Below are 24,586 nucleotides of genomic sequence, written 5' to 3'. Positions count from 1 at the left end.
CTCCTGATGTAAATTCGCTTGCTTCTAAGCCCCTATATCGCCCTTGGACATAGCGTTTGCAGTTTGTTTCGTTTTTCTTCCGATCCAAGCCAGAATCGAGGGAAGCAAAATTCCGCGCACGACGAACGTATCCAGCACAATGCCCATCGCCATCGTAATGCCGAACAGGAACAACTCCTGCATCGGTTGCGTGATTAATACCGCGAATGTCGCGGCCAGGATAATGCCTGCCGAGGAAATAACGCTCCCCGTATGCGCAACCCCGTGACGGATGGCCTCCCTCCATTCTCTCTTTGCCGCCTCCTCGCGAATTCTGGATACGAGCATAATGTTGTAATCTACGCCTAGCGCGACCAGAAACACAAACGTATACATCGGAATCCGATAGCTGATCGCCTCGTACCCGAGCGCTCCGCTAAAGATCATCCAGCCCAGTCCGAGAGAGGCAGTATAAGACAGCAATATCGTGCCGAGCATCAGCAGCGCCATCCATAGCGAGCGGGTTTGAAGTAGCAGCATCATCAAGATCAAAACGGCGATTAGCGAAAACACGACAACGGTATCCCGTTTGTTCAGGAGGCTGACATCGAGCTGCTCGGCCGTTTGTCCCGCAAAATGAATACTATACTTCCCGTTGCCCAGTCCATTCTCCTGCAACAGCCGTGCGGAATTTTGCCGCAGGCCGTCCATGACGCGGAGCGCTTCAGCATCGTAGGGATTATCCGCCAACGTGACTTCCCATTTGATCGCCCGCTTGTCCTCCGACAGGAAATTCCGAGGGAGCCCGGAATCCGGACCGGCCATCTCCGACGTTACCTCCGGCGTTAAAGTATCGATGCCGACGGTCTGTCGCATCGCATTCGTTAATGCCATTAATCTTTGCAATAATTCTTCGTTAAGCGCTAGCTCTTCGGTCGATTCCAATACGACGGAAACCGGAGCCAGCTTGCCTTTCGGAAAATGCCGTTCCAACAGCTCGAAGCCTTGGCGCGACGATAGCTCCTCCGGAAACGACTTTAGCAAATTGTACGAATAGTGCAAGCTTCCGACGTTAGCGGAGGCGAGCAGCAACAGGACAAGCAGTCCCCCGGCATAGGCAGCGGGGCGCTTGACGACAGAGGCTGCGATTCTCGCCCACAGCCCTTGGCGCCCAATCTTCTCCCCGGCCTCCAAACGCGGCGCGAACGGCCAAAACGCTCTGCGTCCAAGCAAGGAGAAAACGGCGGGAATCAGCGTCAGCCCACCAAGCAGAATGACCGCCATCGCAATGGCGAACACAGGGGCGAAGTTGTGATACGGCTTAAACAATGCTGCAAGCAGAGCCAGCATCGCAACGAGCACGGTACCGCCGCTGAACAGGATCGCCTCGCCTACGCGGGACATCGCCAGCTTCATCGCTTCAAACTGGCTGCCAACCTTGCGCAGCTCCTCTCTGTATCGAGAAAATACAAATAAACAATAATCCGTCAGTACGGCAAACAGCAAAATAAGCATAATGGATAACGCCTGACTGTCGATGACAAACCAACCGTTCTTGCCGCCCAGACCGATTAAACGATCTGCCGCTTGATAGACGACGCCTGCAATGACAAGCGGCATCAGAGCCAGCAGCGGAGAACGATAAATGACGACAAGCAGTACCAGAATCAAGCCAATCGTGGCGAAGAGCAGCACCAAATCAGTGTTTCTGAACAGGGACAACGTATCGGCAGCGATTCCGGCAGGCCCGGTAATTTCCGCTCGCAGGCTCGGAAGAGAATGCCCATCCAGCCATTCCCGCACTTGACCGAGCGCTTCATAGACTTGATCGGAGGCTAGTCCTTGCTTAAAAGAAAAGCTATACACCATCGTCGTGCCATCCTGGGAAAACATCCGCTCTTGAACTTCGGCAGACAGCTCATGGAAAGGAAGCGCGCTAGTCATATCGGCCGGCTTGTCGCCCGATGCAAGCCAGCGACTAAACTCGCCGATGCGGGATCGGCCGTCCGCGTCGATTCCGTCAGGCTGGTGAAAAACGACCAGCGCCGGCAGCCCGTCCTCGGAAGGAAAACGTTCCTCCATAACCCGCTTAGCCTCTGCGGACAGCGTATCGTCCCTCACGCTGCCTTCCCCCGCGCTTACGGAATACATTTTTGCCGAAGGGGCCGCCCCCGTAAGCGCGACAATTGCGATCAGCCATGCCAGCAAAACCGTTATCGCTCCTTTGCGACTGCTTGCCCAACCTGTCACTCGATTCAATACGTTCAACATTAGGTTCATCTTCCTTCCTGTTTCGCCAGTCGATATGCCGAAATTGTAGGAAAGCAATATGAACATCGGGTGAACGCAGCTTTACAAGTTGCTTCAATCGTGCAGCACAAGAAAAAACTGTACCCCCGAATCCGGGAGTACAGCTCCTTCAATCGTATTCGCTTAACCTTTGCTCGGGTTCAAAGCGGCCTTCTGCTGAACTTCGGCTTCAGGCGCTTTCGTCTTCTTGATGAACAGTGAGAGAACGACCGCAACGACTGCGAACACCATGCCGATCTTAAACGCGTTGTGAATACCCGCGTTAAGCGCAAGCGTTGGCAATTGCTCCAAGTTGACATCGACAGGCGGGTTGGTGATATAATCCTTAGTTCCGTTGGTCATAATGCTAATGAAGAACGCAACGCCAATCGCGCCGGATACCTGCTGCAGCGTATTAAGAATCGCCGTTCCGTGCGGGTAATAAGCCCGTGGCAGCTGGTTCAGACCGTTCGTCTGCACCGGCATCATAATCATCGAGATGGCAACCATCATGATGCAGTGGTAAAGGATAAGCGTTCCCTTCGTTGTCTCCAGATCGATCGTCGTGAACAGATACATGACGCCGACAAGAATGAGCGCGCCCGGAATGGCCAGCACGCGCGGGCCGAACTTGTCGAACAGCTTGCCGGTTACAGGCGACAGGAAGCCGTTCAGAATACCGCCCGGAAGCAAGATGATTCCCGCCGCGAAGGCAGTCATCAACAATCCTTGCTGCAGGAAAATAGGCAGCAGCATCAACGTCGAGAACAACGACATCATGACTATGATGAGAAGCACGGTGCTGAGAGAGAACATCGGCGACAGGAAGGCGCGAAGGTTAAGCATCGGCTGCTTCGACACCAGCTGTCTCCATATGAACAAGATAAGAGCAATACCGCCAACGATCAAGGTCCAATACACTTTAGGCTCGGACCAACCCGCTCCTTCGGGATCGCCCACATTGCTGAAGCCGTAGACGATGCCGCCGAAACCGACCGTGGACAGAATAATCGACAGAACGTCGACTTTGGGCTTGGTCACATCGGACACGTTCTTCAGATAGACAGTAGCGATAAGAACGGACAAAATGGCGAACGGCAGCACCAGGTAGAACAGCCAACGCCAGTTAAGCGACTCGAGAATAAGGCCGGACAGCGTAGGTCCGATCGCCGGGGCGAACATAATGACAAGACCCATGCTTCCCATCGCCGCGCCGCGTTTCTCAGGCGGATACAGCACGAGAATCGTGTTCATCATAACCGGCAGCATCAGGCCGGTGCCGAACGCTTGAATGATTCGGCCGACGAGCAGTACCGGAAAACCCGGCGCAATCGCGCACACCAGCGTTCCGATGGAGAAGAGCACCATCGCGCCAATGAACATTTGCCTAGTCGTAAACCATTGTACCAACAATGCGGATACCGGAATTAGGATGCCTACAACGAGCATATAGCTAGTGGACAGCCATTGAATCGTCGTATAGGGTACTTCAAGATCTTTCACCAAGTCTACAAATGCGATATTGAGCAGAGTTTCATTCAAGATCGAGAAGAACGCGCCAATGATCAACGTGATCAATATCGGCAATCGCTTGACGTTCTCCAGCTCCTTAAACTGTGGCCCCGCTGCGTTGTCTGCGGTGTTCACTTTAGTTGTTTCCTCCATCCAAAAATGAGTTTGTATGTCCAGCCTACATACTATACCATCCGGTTAATAAATCTTCAAACGTTGATTTCAGGCTTTTTTTGACTTGACAAGGAAAATAAAGGCTGATTATAATAGCACCATATTACACGCAAGGAGGCTGAAGAATATGCGGAACATCATTCACACATGGGTTGCCACGTCGGTTGTTCGCGAGCATAGCTCTCGGTCTCTACGGAATGTTGCGCTGTAATGCCATTCGCTTAGGCAGACGGATTTTAACGTATGCTTAACCGCATTGCAGATGCAGGCCGTTCGGAGACCATCCGGTTTCCGAGCGGTTTTTTTGTGCGCCGATTCGTTCGTCGCGCAGACCAGCCGCAGGGATTCCCTGCGGTTATTTTGCTTCGTTAAGGCGTGTCTGAATACTCCGAGGGCAGCAAATTTTACCGAATTTTTGTTCCATGCAAGGAACTTTTTGTGAAGGCGTACCTGAGGTACGTCAAGCAAAAGTGACGCAGCAGGCGGTGAAAGGTGCCCCTGAGCGGGTTTTCAGACACGCCCCAGGCCAAATTCAAATCACAAGGAGAAATTTACAATATGAACGTTACAAGCAATGATCAACTGACAGCTTACGGCTGGAACGAGGAATGGCAGCAAACGCTGGCGGCGCAGGAGAAGCCGCCTCGCGAATGTTCGCCCGCGAGAGTTGTCGCCCAGTTCTCGCACTCGTACAACATTATGACCCCAAGCGGGATTCACAGCGCCGCCGTCACCGGGAAGTTCGAGTTTCTTGCCGCCAAACGGGGCGATTACCCTGCCGTTGGCGATTGGGTGCTCGCCGAGCCGCTGCCCGGCGAGAATCGCTCGGTCATCCATGCAGTGCTTCCGCGACGCTCGGCGATGGTTCGCAAAGTTGCCGGAGCCGTAATCGAAGACCAGATCGTGGGAGCCAACCTCGATTACCTGTTTATCGTGACCGCGCTGAATCAAGATTTTAACCTGAGGAAAATTGAGCGCTATATGATCGCCGCCTGGGAAAGCGGAGCCTCCCCCGTCGTGTTGCTCACCAAGTCGGATCTATGTCCGGAACCGGACGATTTCGCCGCACAAGTCGAAGATGCCGCTCCTGGCGTGCCGGTTCACTGTGTCAGCGCATTAACCGGCTTAGGCAAAGAAGCACTTGAAGCTTATATGCGGCCCGGTGTCACGATCGCAGTCACCGGCTCGTCCGGTGTCGGCAAATCTACGCTTCTGAACTGGCTTGCCGGGCAAAGCTTGCAGCTTACGCAAGGAATCCGCGAAGACGATGCGCGCGGCCGTCATACGACGACTCACCGCGAGCTGTTTCTGCTCGACAACGGCGCGCTTGTCATGGACACGCCGGGTATGCGGGAGCTACAGCTGTGGGACGCCCAAGAAGGCTGGCAGCAAGCTTTCTCGGACATCGAGCAGTTTGCCGAAAGCTGCCGTTTCAGGGACTGCCGACATGAGGGCGAGGCCGGCTGTGCTGTGCTTGAAGCGCTGAACAGCGGCGAGCTTGACGCCAAGCGGTTCGCCAATTACCGCAAGACGGAGAAGGAGCTGGCGCATCTGGCTCGCAAAGAACGGTCGTCCGCCGCCAAAGCCGGCTCCAAAGGAAAACGGCCGCGCTCCGCAGGCAAGGCGGAACGGCGGCCAATCAAGTTGCTGGACGATATGGATTACGAATGAAGAGCCGATTGGACGACGGATAGCGATAGAGCCGGAAATAACACGGATTATCCGTCTTAAATTTGAGGCTACGACCATTCCTAGGAAAATAAAGCGGATTACCCGTCTTAAATTCCGGAAAAGCAGCTTTTTGGGAAAATAAGCCGGAAAACCCGCTTTATTCGTGCCGAATTAGGCCGGTAGCCGGAAATAAAGCGGAAAATCCGCTTTAAGCCAAATATTTGTCTTTCACGATGCGAATATGATGAATGCCGTGACCGGCGACAACGTACGCAAGCGCCTTGACGCTCATGACGGTATTGCTGGCCGTTCCTTTCCTGCCCCATGCTTCATCCGCCAGCGACTGGATGAGCGTTAACGTCGCTTTGCGAACAGCGATGTAATCCGCGATCAGATCGGTTAAAGAACTGGCGTTGAAGTTGACGTGCTTCATGTATTCGTCCTGATCGAAGCCCGGAAGCGGCGTACTGTCTCCCCGCGCAATGCGAAGCAGGCGGTAGCTCATAATGCGTTCGGTGTCGGCGATGTGTCCGATGACTTCTTTAATGGTCCATTTGTCCGCGGCATAGCGGTATTCCGCCTTTTCCAGCGGAAGATCGGACAGAAATTCGGAGGTCGATTTCAAATCCTCCGCCAGAATATCGACGATGTTGCCTTCCGGTACAGCGTTAATATACGTATCGAAATGTCCACCGTATTCTTCCTTAGACGGTCGTTCAGTCAGGTTGCTCATCTGTCATCTTCTCCTTTGTCCATTATATAGGCAATCAGCAGTGCGGCGGTGTTCGCTACGGCGTCCGCATGCGTTCGCTCCATTCCGTGCGAAGCATGCACGCCGGGGCCGATCAACGCCGCGCGAATGTTGCTGCCTCCGCGCAAAGCGGCGGAGGCGTCGGATCCGTAGAAGGGATAGATATCTACGGCGTGCGGAAGCTTCTCGCGGCGGGCCAGCTCAATCAGCCTGGACGTCATCCCGTAATCGTACGGACCTGAGGAATCCTTGGCGCAGATCGAGACGTCCCGCTCCGTCGTCGACAGATCGTCGCCGATTGCGCCCATATCGACGGCGATCAGCTCCGTAATGTCCGGCGGGATGTAGGAGCTGCCATGTCCGACCTCCTCATAGGTCGATAGAACGATTTTGACGGTTCTGGCCGGTTGAACGCCTTCGCGCTTCAGCCATTCCATCAACCCGAACAGAGCGGCGACGCTCGCCTTGTCGTCCAGATGCCGAGATTTGATCCAGCCGTTCGGCAAAATCCTGGTCCGAGGATCCCAGGAAACGAAGTCTCCCGGAGCGATGCCCAGCTTCTCCGTCTCTTCCTTCGTGCCCACCAGCTCGTCAATTCGGATCTCCATGTTCGCTTCTTCCCGCTTCTGGTCGCGCACGTCGGCATAAACGTGGACGGAGGGCTGCGTCGACAGCACCGTACCTTCGTAAGTTCGCCCGTCGCGGGTATGCACGAGGCAATACTCGCCTTCTACCGTCTGCATCGCGTAGCCGCCTACAGATGTAAATCGCAGCATCCCGTTCGGCTTGATCGAACGCACCATCGCTCCGAGCGTGTCGACATGCGCAGTCAACGCAAGCGTGCCGCCGGCTTCGCAGTCCGCTCCAGGCAACGTAATGACGACATTGCCTTTGGGCGTCGTCTCCAGCGCAAAGCCTAGCTTCTCGGTCTCGGCTCGCACCCGTTTTACGATCTCCATACAAAACCCGCTTGGGCTCGGCGTCGCCAATAAGGCTTCGAGTATTTTCATTATATATGTCCTGTCGAGCGCAGGCTGTAGTGCTTTTGTCATGTTTTCCCACTCCTTCTATATGTAAAAAGCCGCGGCTTCCGCGACTTTTGGTTTAGCTGCTGAATCTTTGACGATACCCGCATTTACGGCACAGCTCCTCGACAACCTCTCTGCGCGAGAAGCCGTCATGCAACCGAGTGGCGCGTTCGCCTTCAATAATTTCTGCAAAAGGCTTGGCATGGAGGTTGCCCAGATTGATCACGCCCTCGCCGTCGAGACAGCAAGGAATAACCGTGCCGTCCACCAAAACGCCCGCCTGATTGCGAAGCGCGTGGCAGAAGCCTGTTCCCTCATCCTCTTTTTCTTTCAAGTCGGGCCACTTAAACTCTTCCTCATGGTTTAAGTACACACGATCGGCGATTTTGATGCCTTGTCCTCTTACGAAACGTTCCTCGATTCGGAAATCCAAATTAAACGCTTGCTGAATCTGCTCCAAAATTTCGCGATTGCGGTCGTTCTTCAAATTCGTATCATTGTCAGACGTCAAGTTCCACAGCCGCAAAGACACGATCATGTTGGACGTAGCGACCGCTTCCTTGGCAAAATCGAGCACGCTTCCGACATAGCCTTCCTTATCGACCGAGCCTTCATGCCCGTCGAAGCTATGCAGCGAGAAATTCATCTGCCGAAGCGCCGGCTTGCCAAGCAGCTTATGCTTGTTTTTGCCCAGCAGCGTTCCATTCGTCGTCAGATTAACCTTAAACCCTTTCTCGTGGCTGATGTCGAGCAGCTCGTCGATTTTCGGATGCAGCAGCGGCTCGCCCTTCACGTGAAAGTAAATATATTCGGCGTGCCCTTGGATCTGGTCGAGCGTATGCTTAAAAGCATCGACTTTAATAAAATTCGCTTGCCGCTTCGTCGGAGGACAGAAGCTGCAGGCCAAATTGCAGATGCTCGTAATTTCAATGTAGAATTTTTTAAATTTCTTCAAGTCCGGTGCTCCAATCTGGTTTGCCCATTCGATCATCCCTATTATAGCATACGACGGCTATCGCTTTTATCCTTATATGCGTTCAGGCTTTATCTTCGTAGAAGATATGTCTCGCCCGCAGTTCGCTGCCAGTAATGTCGAACAGACCGAACGAATATAGCGGCTGTCTCCTTTTATCCGTGGGAGAACCGGGATTAAACACAAGCATTCCCGCTTCCATTCTGCGAACGGGAATATGCGAATGTCCGTAGACAAGCGCATCCAGCTTCGTCCGCTTAAACGCTTCAATCGCATGCGCCTCCGTCGACGAGCGCTTGACCGCGCCGTGGCCGTGCACGACTCCGATCCGACAGTCTTCAAGCTTGAGCAGCTTCCTTAGCCCAAATTTAGCCTGAAGCTCGGCTCCATCGTTATTGCCCGTCACTCCGTAGGTCGGCGCAAACGCAGCAAGCTGCTCATACACCGATTGCTTCGTCCAGTCTCCGGCGTGAATAATCGCGTCCGCCTTCTCCAGCTCCTCCAGCAATCTGCCTGGCAGCTTCTTCGCCATTCGCGGCATATGTGTATCGGCTACGACGACAACCCTCATCCGCTCCGACCTCTCTTCTCGCTTATTACTTCTATTATATAGTGTACCCTCGAGAAAAAAGCAAAGCCCGCAATAAGCGGGCTGAATTATTTGCAGGCATATATACTGCTCGATTGTTTGTCGGCTGTCGGACAAAACAGCAGATTCGGCTTTTCCTTTTTGATGATGCGGTAGGCCTGATACAGCCCTTTGACCACTCTAAAGGGGTCTTTGACATTTTGCCAATCCAGGTATCTGCGCAGCTTTCCCGTGGCAATCGAATAATAGCGAACATCGTCTAGCTGGCTGACAAGCTGATTTTCTATGCCTTTAATAGAGCCGATATACACGGTTGACCAGCCTTCGCGAACAAAATGCGGTATTAATGCCAGATTAACCGTCACATGCCCTGCTGAGCCGCCGCCGGTAAACATAATTTTTTTTCATTCGTCACCTTGGAATAGAGTTTTTTACCGGAATGCCTATCGTCCCATTAGAGCCGCTTATCGGTCGTGAGTCGCAAGGAACCCTTCCAGCCTCGCTTTAGCGGCCGGCCATTCCTCTCTGACAATACTGTAGATGACGTAATCGAGGCCGTAATACTTTTTGCGTAGAATGCCTTCTCTGACGGCTCCTAATCTCTCGATCGCCCGCTGCGAGCGGGTATTGTCTGTGCTCGTAATGATTTCCACGCGAACGGCCTCCGCCTTCTCGAACGCGTGACTAAGCATCAAATATTTGGTTTCGGTATTCACTCTCGTGCGCCACACCTCTGAGCTATACCAAGTGGAGCCGATATTGAGGTTGCGATGCTCTTTGGCAATACGAAGAAACCTCGTCGATCCCACATACGCGTCAAGCGCCTTATCGTATACCGCATACGGATACTGTTCGCCACGGTCCCGTCCGTCCAGCGCCTTCCGCACGAATTGCTCCATCTCTTCGACGCGCTCGATCCGAATGGGGTATGCGGCCCAAATCGCCGGATCGCGGGAGCAATCAAACAAAGGCTGAACATGCTCCAGCGTTAGCGGCGCCAATTTTACCCGTTCGCCCTCCAAGGCTTCAAACGCTTCTATATTAATCCCTCCCGTTCAAATAAACTTCAATCTGAGCGCGATGATGTCGATTGTGCCAAACGAACCGCTGCAAAGCTACGTCCAGCGTTACGCTGCCCAGCACTTGCGTGCGAAGCTTGCGCCGGAAAGCCGCAGGCTCCAAATCAGCCAGCAACGTAGCGAATCGGGCATGAAGTATCTCCAATAGCAACAGCGAATGCTCGGGCGGAAGCTTCCTGTAATCCGGCAGTTCCGCCCACAGATCCTCGCGATAGGAGCTGGCCAACGGCTCTTCCTCCGTCAATGCCCGCTTGAAGCGAAGATAGGCGTTCATGTCGTTGTCCGCGAGATGATGAACGATTTGGGCGATCGTCCATCCGCCTTCCCGGTATGGAATCAACAGCCGCTCCGGCGGCAGTTCGGCGATTAGCTTGCGAAGCTGATTCGCCAGCCCGGGAATTTCTTCGATCAGGGCAAGGCGTCTTTCGCCGGTCAGATCGTCAATTGGTTCGAAACGTCCGATCGGGTACCGAATCGATTCTTCCATCCGCAACTTCCTCTCTTAAATCCACTTCACTACAACGCCGATAAAGTAAGCGGCCGGAATCAGCACAAGCTGCGCCAGCATCGTGCCGAAAAAGCGGGTGGTCATCATCAGCACGTAAATTTTGCCGAGCTGATCCCGCTGACGCGTATCGTTTAACGCCTTGTCCGTAATCAAACCAAGCTGCGGATCGATAAATACGGTGAGCAATATGGTCGCAATCCCGTTTATGATGCCCGAAGCCTGCGAAGCGGTCGTGCTGAACTGCGGCAACAAATGGGCGGCATAAAGGGATGCGAGTACGCCAACCGTATAAAAAGCGGTAACGACGATATTGAGCAAAATAAACTTCTTCGATATGCCCAAATACCGATACTGGCTGATTTTCAGCCGCGGAACCCGCAAATAGCGCTTCGTGTTGCGCAGCTGGCCAAGCGTCACGCTGGAAATCAGCTTCGGAATCGAGCCGGTCACTTCCAAGCGTCTGATGACCCTCGCAAACAAGCCGACAAAGCTGGGAAAAAGAACGATGGCGACTAGCGTTCCCACCGACGAGGCCAGCAAAATAAAGCGCAAGTAACGAAGCAGATCAAACGAAGCATGCTCTCTCGCGAAGTCGACAAACTTGGCGGTCAACGGCGCTTGAATCAGATTGGCTGTTCGGGATACAAGCACGATAATGCCGGTGAGGGACAGCGCGACTGCGATTTTATTCAATCTCACGCCCGCCAATCTAACGGAGTAAGATAATGTCTCGGCGGCGTGAATAATCATCGTCATCGCAAACACGATTAGCAGCTGTTGCTCCATGCGCTTAGTCAACTCCGAATCGAGGATCTCTTTCTGCTCTCACCAGCTATCAAGTAGGAGCTTATAAGAAGCAACGACACCTACAATTGCTTCACCATATACAGCAGTAAATCGTCGTCCACCGTCACCGTTCGCCCCGGGTGAACAGCTTCATTCGCGTACATCAAACCTCTGCCGTCCGGAATGTAGCCGCGTTTGCCGTAAAGGCGCTGCGCGTTCCCGTAATCCTCATACAGCCCCACGCCAAGACCGACCGTACCCGAAGTGCGTGCGGCAATCCCCTCCAACTCGTCCAGCAGCGCTCCGGCGACTCCCTTGGCCCGGTAATCGGAAAATACGTTCAGATCGTTAATTTCGGGAATACCTTTGTTCTGAAATAGGGATAATAGGAACGCTGCAGCAGATGACAGCAGCCTGCCAGGTCCTCTCCGTATAACGCAAGCAGCGTTACCCTGCCGCCTTCCCGATTCTCTTCGAGGCATTGAGCATAGTAATTTCCGGGCTTATACCACGCATAGTGTTGAGCAAACTGCTCGTCCAACCATTTTGTTTCTTCTATAGTAGATAGCCTTCTTACTGTAATCTCTCTCGACAAAGGGCTACATCCTTCCAAACATTGGTATTACTATGATTATATCAAAACCGTTATCTGTCTAGTACTCAAAAAAAACACTTACCTGCCGAATAAAAGGGCGCCTTCCGTCCCCTTCTTCGTGCAAATAAGTGTTTTCGTATTATTCCAACCGGACGGGTTCAGGCTCGCACCCCGGATTTCTTGCGTAGAAATCGCTTTTCAGACACCATAAGCCCGATCAGCGTAAGGATCGCTCCCGACAAGGCGGCAGCGGTGAGCGTTTCATCCAACCATACATATGCGGCAATGACCGTAATGACGGGCACTAGAAGTTATTCATATAATCATCGAAGATGCTTTAGTGACATATAACCCCTGATCTCGGTTGATTTATACAATTTTCCCTACAAACGTTCGTCGTTTAAGTCTGAGCCGAGTTGCTTTGTGCGGTTTTTCCTACAAACGTCCGCCGTTTAAACCTGCTTCGAGCTGCGTTGTACGAATTTCCGACTAACTTCCCTGCGTAAGCTCATGTGTGCAAATAGATCCGTCGTAAAAGTTTAATATCCAATAAATTGTAAACGTTGTGGGTCATGATTAGATCTACAGGCGGCACATACCCCTTACTTTATTTATCAATCATCTCAAGCAAACTACTTATTCGTTAGCCGCACCATAGGATTTGCCTACGACCGGGGCCAACTGTGTCAAGTCGCGTCCCAGCGCGCTCCATTGTCCGGGGGACAAGGCCACGCCCTTGGCGTCGCCGCGTTCCCCATCCAGGTCCAGCTCGATAAAGATTCCGCTGGCTCCCGCCGCGATTACCGCTTTGCTGAGCGGGTTGACCAGCTCCCGTCTTCCCGGCGCATGCGAAGGGTCCGCGAATACGGGAAGGTGGCTAAGCCGCTGGAGCGCCGGAATGGCGGCAATGTCGAGCGTGTTGCGCGTATAGGACTCGAAGGTGCGAATGCCCCGTTCCAGCAAAATCACGTTGGGATTGCCCCGACTGAGAATAAAATCGGCCGCCCCGAGCAAATCCCGGTAGGTCGCACTCAAGCCTCGTCTCAGTAAAATGCATTTTCCCGTCTTGGCCAGATGGTGGAGCAGGTCGCGATTTTGCATATTCCTTACGCCGACAGCCAAAATATCGGCGTGTTCCGCGCACACCTCCGCATGCTGCGAGGACGGAACGGGCGTCAAGGCCAGCAGGCCGTTGCTGTGAGCGACGTCCCGCAGCATTTTCAACCCTTCGACGTCCATGCCCTCTTCCACGCCGAGCACGAATTCGCCGCGCAGAATGTTCGCTCCCGACATCCGGAGCAGCCGAGCCGTCTCTTCAAACTGCTCTCGGGGAATACTGTCGCTCGGTCCGCCGATTACAGAGATCGACTGCCCCCCGATGACCGTATCCCGTACTCGAATGATGGTGTCTGCGGGAGCAACGCTCCTGCTGCTAGGTCCGCCGTAATCGCCGAGTTCCGCTAGCTTGCTCATTGTCCCGCACCTCCCGCCGATCCTTTTTCAAACAGCGTCTCCGCCAATTCCAGCGACTTCATCATGCCCATTGCCGAATAATCCAGCCATGGCTGCTGTTCGATCATGTGGATATTTCCGGCTTTGACCGCCTTCATGCCGTTCCATATCGCGCTTTCATTAAGCTCTCGATACAACTGCTGCGCATCGTCGGAAGACGCGACTTCAAGCAGAATATGATCGGCATCGTACGACGGCAGCAGCTCCCGCGAGATCGCCTCGGGTCCTTCCGCCAGCTTCTCCAGCCCCGCAACCGGCTTCAGTCCCAAATCCTGATACAGCAGCGATCCGTAGCTGCGATCCAATCCGTACAGGCGCAGCTCCTTCGGCATAACTCGCAGCACCATTACCGTGCCTTCGCCGACTGTCTGCTGCACTTTTTCTTTGATCGCCGCCAATTTCGCATCGTACTCTCCGAGAAACGCTGCCGCTTCTTGGGAACGCCCAAGCTCTTCCCCCAGCTTGACCAGTTGATCGCGCCAGCTCAGCTCTCCGAAAACGGGCACCGTATACAGCGGAGCAATTTTCTCAATCGTTTCTCTGCTGCCTTTCATCAGCTCGTCCTGCCCGATGATCAAATCCGGGGCCGCATCGACAAGCGCCTCCAGATTCGGCTCCTGCGAGCTGCCCAGGTTGACCGTTCCCGACAGCATGTCCGCCACATGGGGCAGAAAGTTTTTGCCGCCTTACGTAACGGCTCCGTAAGGCTTGATCCCCAAAGCGAGCAGGTTGCTTGTATGCGGAATCGATAACGATACGATTCGTTTCTCCTGAGCGGCCGAAGATTCGGCGGCTCCCTGCGATCCTTCCGCGACAGGCTGCTGCCCGTTGCCGTCGTTAGCGCCACTGGCACTGCTAGCGTTATTCGCGTTATTCGCGCCACATGCGACCGTAAACACAAGCAGCAATAAACAAATCAGAACATAACCCTTCTTCATTTCTGTACGCCTCCATAAGCTGTAATCAATAATGATAATCATTATCGTCATTGATTATACTGCGCTGCCCTTTGAGGCTCCATGGCAAATCTTACGATTCAGCCTTTGGATTTTTTTATCCTAATGCCGTATCCGCGAGCAAGGCAACAGCGCCGTTCAACTGGCGACTGATGGAGTACGGCGAGTAGGGCAGCCACTCCTGCCAATCCAACGAATAAACCCGTCGACTCCTGACGGCAGAGTGCCGCTGCCAGCTCTCGCCGGCCTGTAGCCGATGAAAATTGGCGACCGCGCCTTCGTTGGGCTCTATGAGGACGAATAAATAATCGGCATCGCAACGATCGAATTGTTCGGGCGCAATCGTCAACCAGTTAAACACGGTGCCTGCGCGATGCTTGTCCATCTCCTTGCGGACAATATCCGGCGGCGCAAGCTGCAGCGAGCGATAGAAGACATGCCCGATATTACGTTCCCCGTACAGCCTGACCTGCTTCTCGGTAACAACGCAGATTGCCGCGGAGCTGCCCCCGATTTTCCGTCCGACCTGTCGCCGGCCCTTCTCCGCCCTGCTCTCGTACCGCTCGATCCATTCCCGCGCATGCTGCTCCTTCCCTGTGAGTACCGCTATTTCTCTCATATGATCGAAGCAATCAAGCCTAAGCCACGGGACGGTTACAATCGGAGCAATATCTCCCATGTACATCCTCGTTTCGGCCAAAATATGCTCCTTGCAGATGAGGACGTCCGGTTTCATGGCGAGCAGCTCCCGCCTTCTCAGCTCCCAGCTTGCCAGGCCGTCCTTCTTCGCGGCGATCCACTTCCTCTCGGAAACCAGCTCTTCCCGGGTATCCTCCCGGTAAGGCTGAACTCCCAGCGCAAGCAGATGATCGGTATAGGGGGAGGATAGAGAAACGATGCGGCTCGGTTGATGGTTTTTCAAATAAAACGTGGGAGGAATGCCGAAACCGGCTTTAAACCTGCGGCTGAAATAAAACTCGTCGCTGAAGCCGCTGAGCCGGGCGATATCCTTCATCTTGTCGTGCGAGGAGAGCATTAGCTCCTTGGCGCGATTGAGGCGCAAGCGATTCAAATAGTCGATGGGGCTTATGCCCAGCCTGCGCTTAAACTGCGCCGAATAATAGGTGGGATGCGAGCCGGCGATGGCCGCCAAGTCCTGCAGCGTAAGGCTGCCCGCATAATGGCGCTGCATGTGCCGGATCGTCCTTTGGATCGGTTCGTCCGCATCATAGGGTACAGGCCCGGCTTGCATCAACGCATCGAACAGCTCCTGAACGATATGCTGATACTGCGCCGGATCCCCGTCCTCCTCTGTATGACGTCCCATCGCCTCAAGCTTGCGCAGCGATGCCGCCATCGAGCCGGGGTCTCCGATATGAAGCCTCCCTTCAAGCGGAAAAGACAACTCCCGTTCCAGTATCATCTGTCGCTCGTTCTGCTTGCCCATGCGGTAGAGATCGAAGGAAAGCCAATAAGCCGCCAGAGGATTGCCGCTGTCGCTGCGAATCTTCGTGATCGTGCCCGCTGGAATGACGAACGCTTTATTTCGACTGAGCTGTGAAGGACGATTGTTGATATAAATATCTCCCTTGCCTTTAAGCGCCAGTAAAAGGCTATGGCCGGGCTGCTCTATCGTCTCCTGTCCCTGCTCCGAGTCAAATGTAACTATGACACTCTCTCTGATCACCGTCAGAGTCCGATGGAAAAACGGATGTCGCTTGTCCTCCAGCTTCATTTTCCTCCCCCTCCTGTCTCCTCGCTCCATCTATGTGAATCACACGGAATTTCGTTGTGCCCTATGCAGCATCCGCCTAATCTCCCGATCCTCATCGTTAAGCAGCGGACACTTATAACAATACACGCCGCTCTCTGTTCGATAATACATACAGCAAGCTGATCTAAGCTGTACTTGCAAATCCGGGAACTCGATATGCGGAACCATTTTTACTTGATGGTCGAACGGGTTGCAGGGAAGATGGAATACGGAGGGCGGAAGCTTCTGACGCAGAAAATAGAAGTCGTGCTCCAATCTCCTTCTATATTCCAGCTTGTTCGTCTCCCTGCTTAACGTCTTAAGGCGGCACAAGAACATGGTCGGCAATTGGCCCCACAGTTCTTCCTCGCACATCTGACTCAGAGCGGACAAGCTTTGGATCAGCGGACGCGCTACTTCGCCAAACATAAAGTTCTGCGTCCGCAGCAGCCAAAGATCGCGTTTGTCCTCTTCGACCGGCCCCGTCTCCTCCCGCCAAACCTGGGGTTGAAACACGACAAGCGCATGATCGGTCAAGTAGACTTTGAGATTGGAAAGGGAGAAATCTACTATCGTATTATGTATCGATATAAAATATTGCTGCGCCAACAGCACGCCTGCCAAGCGTCGGACAAAATAGGCGGCAGCGGCGGCCCGATCCAATGCTCCTATTTGAAGCGCATATACGGCCAAAAACGTCTGCATGTCCCTTACATTTAACAATTGCGCTACAGAGATCGAGTAGATGCTGCCCTTAGGCTCCACCATCATCACATGAAAGCTCTTCTCCATCCTGTTAAAGTCCAGTTTAGCCAATGTGCGCCCTCCTCGGGATAGAACGAAATGTTCAGGCAACAAAATCGATCGGCTCTCTTGTTCAACAGGAAAGAGCTCCACATTCGTCATTGTAAATGATAATCGTTCTCAACGTCAATTTCTGCAATACAATTGTAATAGAGATGAAAGAAACCCCGGAGGAACTTCCGCCTCAAGGCGCCGTTCCACTCCGGGGTTTGCTCTCTTCCCTTTTATTTATTCATAGCTTTATCTATCACATCGATGCCATACAAAATATTGACGGGAGACATGACGGCCATGGAGAAGTTGGCGAAAAACACCTGATCGTTCTTGACCGCTTTTAGACCGTTCCAGACTTTGTCGTTTTTTATTTCTTCAAGCTCTTGGGCGACAGAGCCGTTCGTCTCGAAAACAAATATATAATCCGGGTCCAGGTCTACCAGGCCTTCCATGGACACCGTCTCGACCGCCTCGTTCCGAAGGGCCGGAGCTAAGCCGAGTCCTTCGTAATACACCTTCAGCGCCGTGTAGGATTGCATAGTAAAGCCGCCGCGGGCTTTGGAGTAAAGGAAGAAGGCAACGGTTTTCCCTTCATGGGCGGCAAATTCGGTTTTCTTCTCCGCCATGACCTGCTCGGTGTCCGCAATGACTTGTTCGGCTTTCTCCTCCTGCGCAATGACCTTGGCCAGCTCCCGAACGCCCCATTTCCAGTCCGTCTCGGTGTTGCCCATTTTGACCGGATCGTAGAAGAGCACCGGAGCGATGGCGTTAAGCTGTTCGTATACCTTATCCGCATCCGAGGTACTCGACAAAATCAGATCGGGCGACAGCGATGCCGTCTTTTCCAGGTTGATTGCATCCCATTCTCCCAGGTTTTCGACGGTCTTGCCCTGCAGACGAGACTTCATCGATTCCATGATCGAAATGTAGGAGTCGTACATATTGGCAGCCATCGGGAAGTAATCGAGAGAAACGAGATGGCTGAAAATCACGTAGTCGGTTACGGCAATGCGTTGAGGCTCGGTTTTCAGTTCGACGCTGTTGTTCTTGAAATCGACGATCGTTCTCGGATAGGGAGCGCTCTCCGCAGGCGACGAAGCTTGGGCAGTCTCGGTGGCGGGCGCAGACGTTGTTGGCGCAGGCGAAGCGTCGTTCACCTTGCCCCCGCAAGCGGCGACAAGAGCAGTCAGCAGCAGGATGATGATCATAACGGATAATCGGTTAGCGGTTCTCATGATTGTATATGCTCCTTGATTGGTAAGTTGTGTGTATGCTCGTTCCATGTACGGGTTTCGGCCCGCAGCCGCTCATTCCAGAAGCGGCGGTAAAGCTCGTTGCGACCCATCAGTTCTTCATGCGCGCCGACATCGGCGACACGTCCTTGATCCATGACGACAATCCGGTCGGCATTGCGAATCGTATGCAGCCGATGGGCGATCATGACGACTGTCTTGCCTAGTGCAAGCTCCTGCAAAGCGCGAGTTACCAGCAGCTCGTTATCCGGGTCCATGCTGGCCGTCGCTTCGTCCAGCAGCAGAATCGGAGCGTCCTTCAGCAGAGCGCGGGCGATGGCGATCCGCTGCCGCTCGCCGCCCGACAGATTTCCGCCCCCTTCTCCGGCCATCGTGTCGTATCCTTGCGGCAGCTCGCGGATAAAGCTGTCGCAGCATGCCGCTCGGGCGGCGGCATACACCTGCTCATCGGTAGCGTCGGGACGTCCGAAGCGAATGTTGTTCATTAACGTATCGTTAAACAAATAAACGTCCTGGAACACCATAGACAGCTGCGACATCAGCGTGTCCGAGCGCATCTGCCGCACATCCGCGCCGCCGATCGCGACGCTGCCCTGCTCGACGTCCCAGAAGCGGGCGATCAGATTAAGCAAAGTCGTCTTGCCGCTCCCCGACGGCCCGACCAGCGCCGTAACTTGGCGTTCCGGAATGTGCAGCGTAACGCCCTGCAAAATCTGCCGCTCTCCGTAAGAAAAGCCCACCCGCTTCAGCGCGATGGCGCCGTCTTGCGGAAGCTCTTCCTCGTCGGCCGCAGGTTCGCGAAGCGGGGGTGCGCCGAAAATCTCCCGCAGGTTGCGCAAGGCCCGCTGCAGCAAGCGGCGGAAGCCGGCCAGCTCAAGCAGCGGCAGCGGCTCGTACAGGCCAAGCGTCAGCAACAGCACAAGCGACAACGTGAGCGGTTCGACCGCCCCTTGCGCGTACAGGCCTGCGCCGGCCGCCAATACGGCGGCAAAGCCCAGTTCGAACGCTACGCCATCCAGCGCGATATAACCGGCCAGCTTCCGATTAAAGGCGATGCTGCGGTCGCGGTACTCTTCCATTGCCTTCATAAAGGGCCGAAGTTGGGCACTCTTCAGGCCGAACGCCCGAATCAGCGGTACGCCGCGAATATATTCGGTAATCCGCCTGTTCGCTTCCTTGCGCGGTTCGTCCTGACTGTCGAGCAGCGCCGCGAATTTGCGGTCGGCCGCCGCGGTCACGGCCAGAGACAGCGGCACGCCGGCCAAGGCGATGCAGGCGAGTCTCCAATCCAGCGCCAGCAGCAGGCCGGAAACGAGAAGCGCGACCAGCAGCCCGCGGACGGATGAAATTGCAATCGTATGGAACAGCGCGCTGTTATGCGCGTCCATCCGCATTCGACTCTCCACGGTTGAAGCCGGGTACTTGTCATAAAAACCGAGCGGCAGCCGACGGAGATGAACGCCGAGCTGCGTGCGCAGACGGACGCGAATCTCGCCTTCAAGACGCAAGGCGTGGCGGTGACCGAGATAAAACAGCACGCCCTGCCCGACGAGCGACGCAACCAGAAGACCGATCCCCGACCAGGCGAGCGTAAGGTTTTCCGTCCATAAGCCATAGAAGGCAAGCGCAGCGGATAAAGGCGCGGTTGCGATAAAAGGACTTTCCAGAGCGGCGCAGCGCAAGCTGCCGAGAAATTGCGGGAAGGAGCCGGCAGCCAACCGTTTGATCGCTTTCCAGAGCGCCACCGGGCTCCTGCCGAGCGTAAGCTCGTTCGAGTCGAGTGCGAACGCATCTTCGTCGGACGGCTCCGTCTCGGAGGCTCTTCGGGGGGGCGTCTGAACCGTCGATCTCGATGCCCGCTCCCCGCTCCGGGTACCGATCGCAGGACTCGTATTATACGCCTGCCACATATTTCGATAGAGCTCGCAGTCTTCCAACAGCTCCGCATGCGTACCTGCTGCGCGCACCGTTCCTTCGGACATGACGACAATCTGGTCGGCATGAACGATGCTCGACAGACGGTGCGCGATCATAAGCATCGTCTTGCCTCTGCCGTCCTTCCCGCGCATAAGCGCGGACAGGGCGTCGCGGAGCCGCCCTTCGTTCTCCGGATCGACGAAGGCGGTCGCCTCGTCCAATATGACGATCGGCGCATCCTTGACGATCGCGCGGGCGATGGCGATCAGTTGGCGCTGCCCGCCGCTCAGCGTCCCTCCATGCCCGCCGACGACAGTGTCGTATTGCCGCGGAAGCTGCATGATAAAGTCGTGACAGCCCGCTTGCTCCGCCGCGGCGATCACCTCCGCATCGGTCGCTTCCTCGCGACCTTTGCGGATATTTTCCATAATCGACTCCTCGAACAGAAATTCATCCTGAAGCACGAAGGAGAGCTTAGCCATTCGCACTTCCGACGTCATCTCCCGCACATCGGCGCCGCCGATGGTTACGCCGCCCTCGTCTACATCCCAGAAACGGGCGATCAGCTTGGCCACCGTCGATTTGCCTGCGCCGGAAGGTCCGACAAGCGCCGTCAGCTTGCCTTCCGGCACGGTCAGACAGACATCGCTCAGCACCTTCCTGTCTCCGTAGCCGAGCGATACTCTGTCCATACGAATCGAGCATCCCTCGGGCAGCTTCGGATTCTCCGGTTCTTGAAGCTCCTCCTCGTCCAGCAGCTCGCCGACCTCGCGAACGGCGGCGGCAATTCGGAAAGACACCATTCCTCCCGTTCCCATCAGCTTAAGCAGCGGCTTGCCGATCCCCATCGTAACGAGCATAAAGAATACAAGCGTCGCCAGAGTCAGCTCGCTGCGGACGTACAGGAACGTGCCGAGCGGCAGGACAAGAAGCAGCGGAGCGCGCGACAGGATGACCGTCGCCGACTTGAGCGGCAAGCTCCGCAGATGAAGCCCGGTCGTCATTCGTTCGCTTTCTTTCACCGCTTCGGCGAATTGTCCGTAAGCGTGTTCGGAGCGCGCGAACGCCTTAATGACTTTCATGCCGTGCACATAACGAAGCAGTGCCGACGAGAGCCGCGCCTGCGCCTCCCCGTACCGATGACGATAGCCGTTCATTTTGCGCTGCACTGTCCGGTACATGAAGAACAACAGCGGCGCAGCTGCCGATGCGGCCAGAGCCAACCGCCAATCGATCGCGAACATCGCGGCGTAAGCGACCAACGGTACCGCGATCGATGCGGCGAAATCGGGAATCAGATGCGCGACGCCTTCCTCGATTCGCTCGACCTGCTCGTGCATCGTATGCTTGAGCTGCCCGGTGTCCCGCTTCTGGAAATAGCCGAGCGGCAGCCGGCCAAGCTTGCGCGCCAGCTCCAACCGAAGATCGTACAGCAGCTCGTAAGCGGTGCGATGCGCCAAATTGTGCGAGCCGATCATCGTCCACGTCTTGAGCAGGATGGCGGCGACCGCTGCCCCGCCCAGCAAGGCGACCGTAGAAGCCCCTTCATATTCCGGCCGCTCAAGCATAAGACCAATGGCTGCGTACACAAGCAAAAAAGGCGCCAGCCCGAACGCGGCCGATAGGACGGCGAGCGCGGCCGAGCCTGCGATCAGCAGCCGCCGGTCCCGCAAATAAAACGCGAGCCGCCGCACAGCATAAAGCCCGCCGCTGTAGGGATCAGTCGGCGGGCCGGATCGTTTGTCGCGAATATGCGCCACCTCCAAAAGAAAATGAGATTCATTCTCACTAGAAGTGTAACAAAGTTTGTTGTCGAAAGGAGTACACGATTATTCAATAAAAGATGGATGATTATTTACGCCGGTCTCCGGTTGCGTCATCATACGCGCTTCTCTTGGAGACAGCCCCGTGTGACGTTTGAAGATGCGGCTGAAATATTGCGGATCGTCGTATCCGACCTGCGCGGCGATTTCCCCGATCGGCTTCCGGCTCATCGCCAATATTTCCTTCGCGCGGCCGATGCGATATTGAATCACGTAATCGATTGGCCGAATTCCGATATTTTTGTGAAACAGATACGAAAATTGCCTGACGCTCATCCCCTGCAAGCGGGCCAGTTCCTCAAGCGTTAACGGCTCGGCATAGTGAACGTGAATGTAGCCGATCGCGCGTTCGATCGCTTCCAGTTGATCCGGGCCATACCGAACGGACTGGCAAGCTGCGAAGGTTTCGCCGAGTATGGCCAGGAACAGTTCCTTCTTCCGGAAGCTCGTCAGCTTGCCCGGCATCACCGCAGTGTAATGCAATCGCTCGAGTAGTTCGATCAAACGAGGCTGGGGACCGGGACGCAGCGTAAAGTGACCGGGCAATTCTTCCTCTACCGCTTCATGCCGCTCGCAGAAACGATAATGAACGACATAGTATTCGAAGCTCTCCGCACCGACCGGAACAAGGCTCATGCGCTCCCCATCGGAGCCATGACAGAGCACTCCCGGCTCCAATCGGTAGTCCCGCTCCGGAAACGACATTCTTGCCTCTCCCCGTACGGCGAACAGAAAGCCGCATTTCGGCAGACGGTAACGCTCAAGCTGTTGGCCGGGCGGTATGGACATACGCATGACGTCCTCCACCACAAACGCCGTTTTGTTAAACAGGTCGGCCAGCGCATCGATCGTGACATCCCCTCGCCGACGTCTATCGTCCCTGACTTCGCTTGGGTTCTTCGGTTCGAGCCGCGATAGTCGGAACGTCCGGTTCATGACGCGCTGCGTTATCTCGCCAATCTTCAACGCAGTCGTCGGAACCGGCTGCCTGGATATCAAGCACAGCTTACGCAGCAATTCGAACAGCTCCTCGTCCGCTCCCGGCTCCAATTCGAAAGGGACCGACATGCAGCGCAAGCCGGCCAGCGCACCCGTCCCCTCATCCGGCAAATATTGAATAAGCACACCTTCGAATTCCTCGGCATCCACCCTGATTTCCAGCATCCGTCCGTATGCGCAATGAACCATTTTCCCCGGCTTCATCTCGTAATAAGCGTCATCGATCCGGATTCCCGCTTGTCCGCGCAGCGTAAAGAGCAGCCCGCAATGCTGCGTCGGCCGCTCTTTATGCTCCTTCGTCACCGTGCCGGCTTGCAAAATCAACAGATGTACTCCGTATATCGTTATCGGAACGCGGGTAAATTCCCCGGCAATTCCGTCCACAGCTGCTCCCAATTTCCGTCCCTCTCTTCGTTTGCCGCCAAACTCGGACAAATCGGCGTTACAACGCCGTTCCCGCATTCTCGGTCTGTAACGTCCATTGGGATTATTTTAATGATAATCATTCTCACCGTCAACCGATTTCGTCTTCGCGCTGCTTTTCTAGGAATTCGCGTGTTTGACAATGTCGTCGACCAGCTGTGCGATCATGGCCTTTTTCCCAAGTGCGAAGAACGCTTCATTGTAATTCTGGAGACTCGTCATCCGATATACATTGCCCGCTTTCACCGCTTGCAGCTTGCTCCAGAAGCCGCTCTGCTCCAATATGTTGTCGCTGCCGTCGGCGAGCAGAATGAGGTGATCGGGATCGAGATCGATAAAGCCTTCCAACGAAGTCACTTTGCCTCCCCAAGCGTCCGGCTCGGGAACTCCGGGGGCCTGCGGCAGCTTGAGATCGTGATAGACAAGATCGGCAATACCGGTACGCGAATAGATGCGAACCTCCTTCGCCGTCGCCTCGACCACTGCGAACGTCTCGTCCTTCGTAACAGCCGTAATTCGGTCGTGTCCTTCCTGGGCTTGAGCTTCGTATTCCGTCATCCAGGCTTCCATGTCCCCGGTTTTGCCGAGCATCTGGGCAACGAACGCAAAGCGTTCGCGGAAGGCGTTAAAGCCGTACGGAATTCTAACGGTTGGCGCGATTTTCGTCAATTGCTCGTAGATGCCGTCCTGCGTCGGACCGGCCAATATTAAATCCGGCTTCGCTTGCAAAATCGCCTCCACGTTCACTTCCGTCTGAAACCATCCCGCTATGCTTACGCCATCCTGCAGCTTCTGCTTCAGAATCGGCGTCACCTCGGTCGGGTTGCCCATATCGGTATTTCCCGTCAGAACGGGCTGGAAACCGAGCACCAGAAGCTCCTCCGTGGAACCGGATATATCGGCGATACGCTGCGGATTGGCGGGGATCACAACCTCTTCCCCTTTGGCGTCTTTCACTGTTCGCGTCTGCTCTTCGGCCTCCTTCGTACCTGAAGCTCCGCCGACTGTCGCAGAAGGCGACGCTCCTCCGCCGTTCTCGGCTGTTTTATTCTGAGCCGCACAACCGAATATCAGTACCATGGACAACAAGCATGCGCATACCCCTACCGCTTTTTTCAAACCACTCATAAACTTTGTTTCCTCCCTTGTCGTTACGCAACCTTTTGTGAAAATGAGATTCATTATCACTGAGGTTGATCATACCGCATGGCTTTCTGC

Annotated in this window: 20 protein-coding genes and 1 pseudogene; 1 reads left to right on the top strand and 20 read right to left on the bottom strand. The window is 54.8% G+C overall.

Going from position 1 to position 24,586, the window contains the following annotated elements; all coding sequences use genetic code 11:
• Positions 1 to 24: 24 nt before the first annotated feature.
• Both DFP98_RS23600 and DFP98_RS23595 read right to left on the bottom strand, forming a co-directional pair.
• Positions 25 to 2,250 (bottom strand): MMPL family transporter, encoded by a 2,226-nt coding sequence (locus DFP98_RS23600; protein ID WP_116063078.1) that lies wholly within the window; start codon positions 2,248 to 2,250, stop codon positions 25 to 27.
• A gap of 162 nt (positions 2,251 to 2,412) precedes the next feature.
• Positions 2,413 to 3,915 carry an MDR family MFS transporter gene (locus tag DFP98_RS23595; RefSeq protein WP_246016667.1) on the bottom strand — a complete coding sequence of 501 codons (1,503 nt, stop codon included), beginning with the start codon at positions 3,913 to 3,915 and terminating at the stop codon, positions 2,413 to 2,415.
• A gap of 597 nt (positions 3,916 to 4,512) precedes the next feature.
• Between DFP98_RS23595 and rsgA the strand changes: the two genes are divergently transcribed.
• Positions 4,513 to 5,625: a ribosome small subunit-dependent GTPase A gene (rsgA, locus tag DFP98_RS23590; protein WP_116063076.1), complete on the top strand. Its 1,113-nt coding sequence runs from the start codon at positions 4,513 to 4,515 to the stop codon at positions 5,623 to 5,625.
• 208 nt (positions 5,626 to 5,833) lie between these two features.
• Here rsgA and DFP98_RS23585 read toward each other — a convergent pair whose 3' ends face one another.
• The 18 genes and pseudogenes from DFP98_RS23585 to DFP98_RS23500 form a co-directional block, all read right to left on the bottom strand.
• On the bottom strand, positions 5,834 to 6,349 hold the full coding sequence (locus DFP98_RS23585; protein WP_116063176.1) for a DinB family protein: 516 nt from the start codon (positions 6,347 to 6,349) through the stop codon (positions 5,834 to 5,836).
• Between the two features lie 5 nt (positions 6,350 to 6,354).
• Entirely contained in the window at positions 6,355 to 7,428 is a 1,074-nt protein-coding gene (locus tag DFP98_RS23580; protein ID WP_116063075.1) for a M42 family metallopeptidase, read from the bottom strand.
• A 52-nt stretch (positions 7,429 to 7,480) separates the two neighbouring features.
• A complete protein-coding gene (locus tag DFP98_RS23575; RefSeq protein ID WP_116063175.1) occupies positions 7,481 to 8,359 on the bottom strand; it encodes a radical SAM/SPASM domain-containing protein in 879 nt (292 codons plus the stop codon).
• Between the two features lie 82 nt (positions 8,360 to 8,441).
• Positions 8,442 to 8,948 (bottom strand): metallophosphoesterase family protein, encoded by a 507-nt coding sequence (locus DFP98_RS23570; RefSeq protein WP_116063074.1) that lies wholly within the window; start codon positions 8,946 to 8,948, stop codon positions 8,442 to 8,444.
• A 134-nt stretch (positions 8,949 to 9,082) separates the two neighbouring features.
• Positions 9,083 to 9,361 (bottom strand): annotated as a pseudogene (locus DFP98_RS23565) (glycosyltransferase); the annotation flags it as partial.
• A 69-nt stretch (positions 9,362 to 9,430) separates the two neighbouring features.
• Entirely contained in the window at positions 9,431 to 9,988 is a 558-nt protein-coding gene (locus DFP98_RS23560; protein WP_181917900.1) for a GNAT family N-acetyltransferase, read from the bottom strand.
• A 19-nt stretch (positions 9,989 to 10,007) separates the two neighbouring features.
• Positions 10,008 to 10,532 carry a YfiT family bacillithiol transferase gene (locus DFP98_RS23555; protein WP_116063071.1) on the bottom strand — a complete coding sequence of 175 codons (525 nt, stop codon included), beginning with the start codon at positions 10,530 to 10,532 and terminating at the stop codon, positions 10,008 to 10,010.
• Positions 10,533 to 10,547: 15 nt separating this feature from the next.
• Positions 10,548 to 11,339 (bottom strand): lipid II flippase Amj family protein, encoded by a 792-nt coding sequence (locus DFP98_RS23550; protein WP_116063070.1) that lies wholly within the window; start codon positions 11,337 to 11,339, stop codon positions 10,548 to 10,550.
• Positions 11,340 to 11,419: 80 nt separating this feature from the next.
• Positions 11,420 to 11,821, bottom strand: coding sequence for a GNAT family N-acetyltransferase (locus tag DFP98_RS23545; protein WP_116063069.1), 402 nt, complete (start codon positions 11,819 to 11,821; stop codon positions 11,420 to 11,422).
• A gap of 749 nt (positions 11,822 to 12,570) precedes the next feature.
• Positions 12,571 to 13,407, bottom strand: a complete 837-nt coding sequence (locus DFP98_RS23540) for a 3-deoxy-7-phosphoheptulonate synthase (protein ID WP_116063068.1) — start codon at positions 13,405 to 13,407, stop codon at positions 12,571 to 12,573.
• Positions 13,404 to 14,099 (bottom strand): ABC transporter substrate-binding protein, encoded by a 696-nt coding sequence (locus DFP98_RS23535; RefSeq protein ID WP_220377156.1) that lies wholly within the window; start codon positions 14,097 to 14,099, stop codon positions 13,404 to 13,406. The genes DFP98_RS23540 and DFP98_RS23535 overlap by 4 nt, the downstream gene beginning before the upstream one ends.
• Before the next feature lie 33 nt (positions 14,100 to 14,132).
• Positions 14,133 to 14,384 (bottom strand): ABC transporter substrate-binding protein, encoded by a 252-nt coding sequence (locus tag DFP98_RS23530; RefSeq protein WP_116063066.1) that lies wholly within the window; start codon positions 14,382 to 14,384, stop codon positions 14,133 to 14,135.
• Between the two features lie 115 nt (positions 14,385 to 14,499).
• The gene (locus DFP98_RS23525) at positions 14,500 to 16,137 is read right to left on the bottom strand and encodes an AraC family transcriptional regulator (RefSeq protein ID WP_181917899.1); all 1,638 of its coding nucleotides are present in this window, start codon (positions 16,135 to 16,137) and stop codon (positions 14,500 to 14,502) included.
• Between the two features lie 39 nt (positions 16,138 to 16,176).
• Entirely contained in the window at positions 16,177 to 16,971 is a 795-nt protein-coding gene (locus tag DFP98_RS23520) for a (2Fe-2S)-binding protein (RefSeq protein WP_181917898.1), read from the bottom strand.
• A gap of 212 nt (positions 16,972 to 17,183) precedes the next feature.
• Positions 17,184 to 18,188 (bottom strand): iron-siderophore ABC transporter substrate-binding protein, encoded by a 1,005-nt coding sequence (locus DFP98_RS23515; RefSeq protein WP_181917897.1) that lies wholly within the window; start codon positions 18,186 to 18,188, stop codon positions 17,184 to 17,186.
• Positions 18,185 to 21,817, bottom strand: a complete 3,633-nt coding sequence (locus DFP98_RS23510; RefSeq protein WP_220377155.1) for an ABC transporter ATP-binding protein — start codon at positions 21,815 to 21,817, stop codon at positions 18,185 to 18,187. The genes DFP98_RS23515 and DFP98_RS23510 overlap by 4 nt, the downstream gene beginning before the upstream one ends.
• 135 nt (positions 21,818 to 21,952) lie before the next feature.
• Positions 21,953 to 23,341 carry an AraC family transcriptional regulator gene (locus DFP98_RS23505; RefSeq protein WP_181917895.1) on the bottom strand — a complete coding sequence of 463 codons (1,389 nt, stop codon included), beginning with the start codon at positions 23,339 to 23,341 and terminating at the stop codon, positions 21,953 to 21,955.
• A 147-nt stretch (positions 23,342 to 23,488) separates the two neighbouring features.
• Positions 23,489 to 24,496, bottom strand: a complete 1,008-nt coding sequence (locus tag DFP98_RS23500) for an ABC transporter substrate-binding protein (RefSeq protein ID WP_181917894.1) — start codon at positions 24,494 to 24,496, stop codon at positions 23,489 to 23,491.
• Positions 24,497 to 24,586: the final 90 nt, after the last annotated feature.

The sequence above is a fragment of the Cohnella phaseoli genome, assembly GCF_003386235.1.
Taxonomy (GTDB): domain Bacteria; phylum Bacillota; class Bacilli; order Paenibacillales; family Paenibacillaceae; genus Cohnella; species Cohnella phaseoli.
Note: the sequence above shows the minus strand (reverse complement) of the source record. Positions and strands in the feature narration are given on the sequence as shown.

Bases quoted from the DNA above. Each gene is read 5' to 3' on its own strand.
- DFP98_RS23515 (WP_181917897.1), bottom strand. From the start codon at position 18,188: ATGAGAACCGCTAACCGATTATCCGTTATGATCATCATCCTGCTGCTG.
- DFP98_RS23570 (WP_116063074.1), bottom strand. From the start codon at position 8,948: ATGAGGGTTGTCGTCGTAGCCGATACACATATGCCGCGAATGGCGAAG.
- rsgA (WP_116063076.1), top strand. From the start codon at position 4,513: ATGAACGTTACAAGCAATGATCAACTGACAGCTTACGGCTGGAACGAG.
- DFP98_RS23550 (WP_116063070.1), bottom strand. From the start codon at position 11,339: ATGGAGCAACAGCTGCTAATCGTGTTTGCGATGACGATGATTATTCAC.
- DFP98_RS23545 (WP_116063069.1), bottom strand. From the start codon at position 11,821: ATGCCTCGAAGAGAATCGGGAAGGCGGCAGGGTAACGCTGCTTGCGTT.
- DFP98_RS23580 (WP_116063075.1), bottom strand. From the start codon at position 7,428: ATGACAAAAGCACTACAGCCTGCGCTCGACAGGACATATATAATGAAA.
- DFP98_RS23525 (WP_181917899.1), bottom strand. From the start codon at position 16,137: ATGAAGCTGGAGGACAAGCGACATCCGTTTTTCCATCGGACTCTGACG.
- DFP98_RS23555 (WP_116063071.1), bottom strand. From the start codon at position 10,532: ATGGAAGAATCGATTCGGTACCCGATCGGACGTTTCGAACCAATTGAC.
- DFP98_RS23600 (WP_116063078.1), bottom strand. From the start codon at position 2,250: ATGTTGAACGTATTGAATCGAGTGACAGGTTGGGCAAGCAGTCGCAAA.
- DFP98_RS23535 (WP_220377156.1), bottom strand. From the start codon at position 14,099: ATGCTGTCGGGAACGGTCAACCTGGGCAGCTCGCAGGAGCCGAATCTG.
- DFP98_RS23540 (WP_116063068.1), bottom strand. From the start codon at position 13,407: ATGAGCAAGCTAGCGGAACTCGGCGATTACGGCGGACCTAGCAGCAGG.
- DFP98_RS23530 (WP_116063066.1), bottom strand. From the start codon at position 14,384: ATGAAGAAGGGTTATGTTCTGATTTGTTTATTGCTGCTTGTGTTTACG.
- DFP98_RS23500 (WP_181917894.1), bottom strand. From the start codon at position 24,496: ATGAGTGGTTTGAAAAAAGCGGTAGGGGTATGCGCATGCTTGTTGTCC.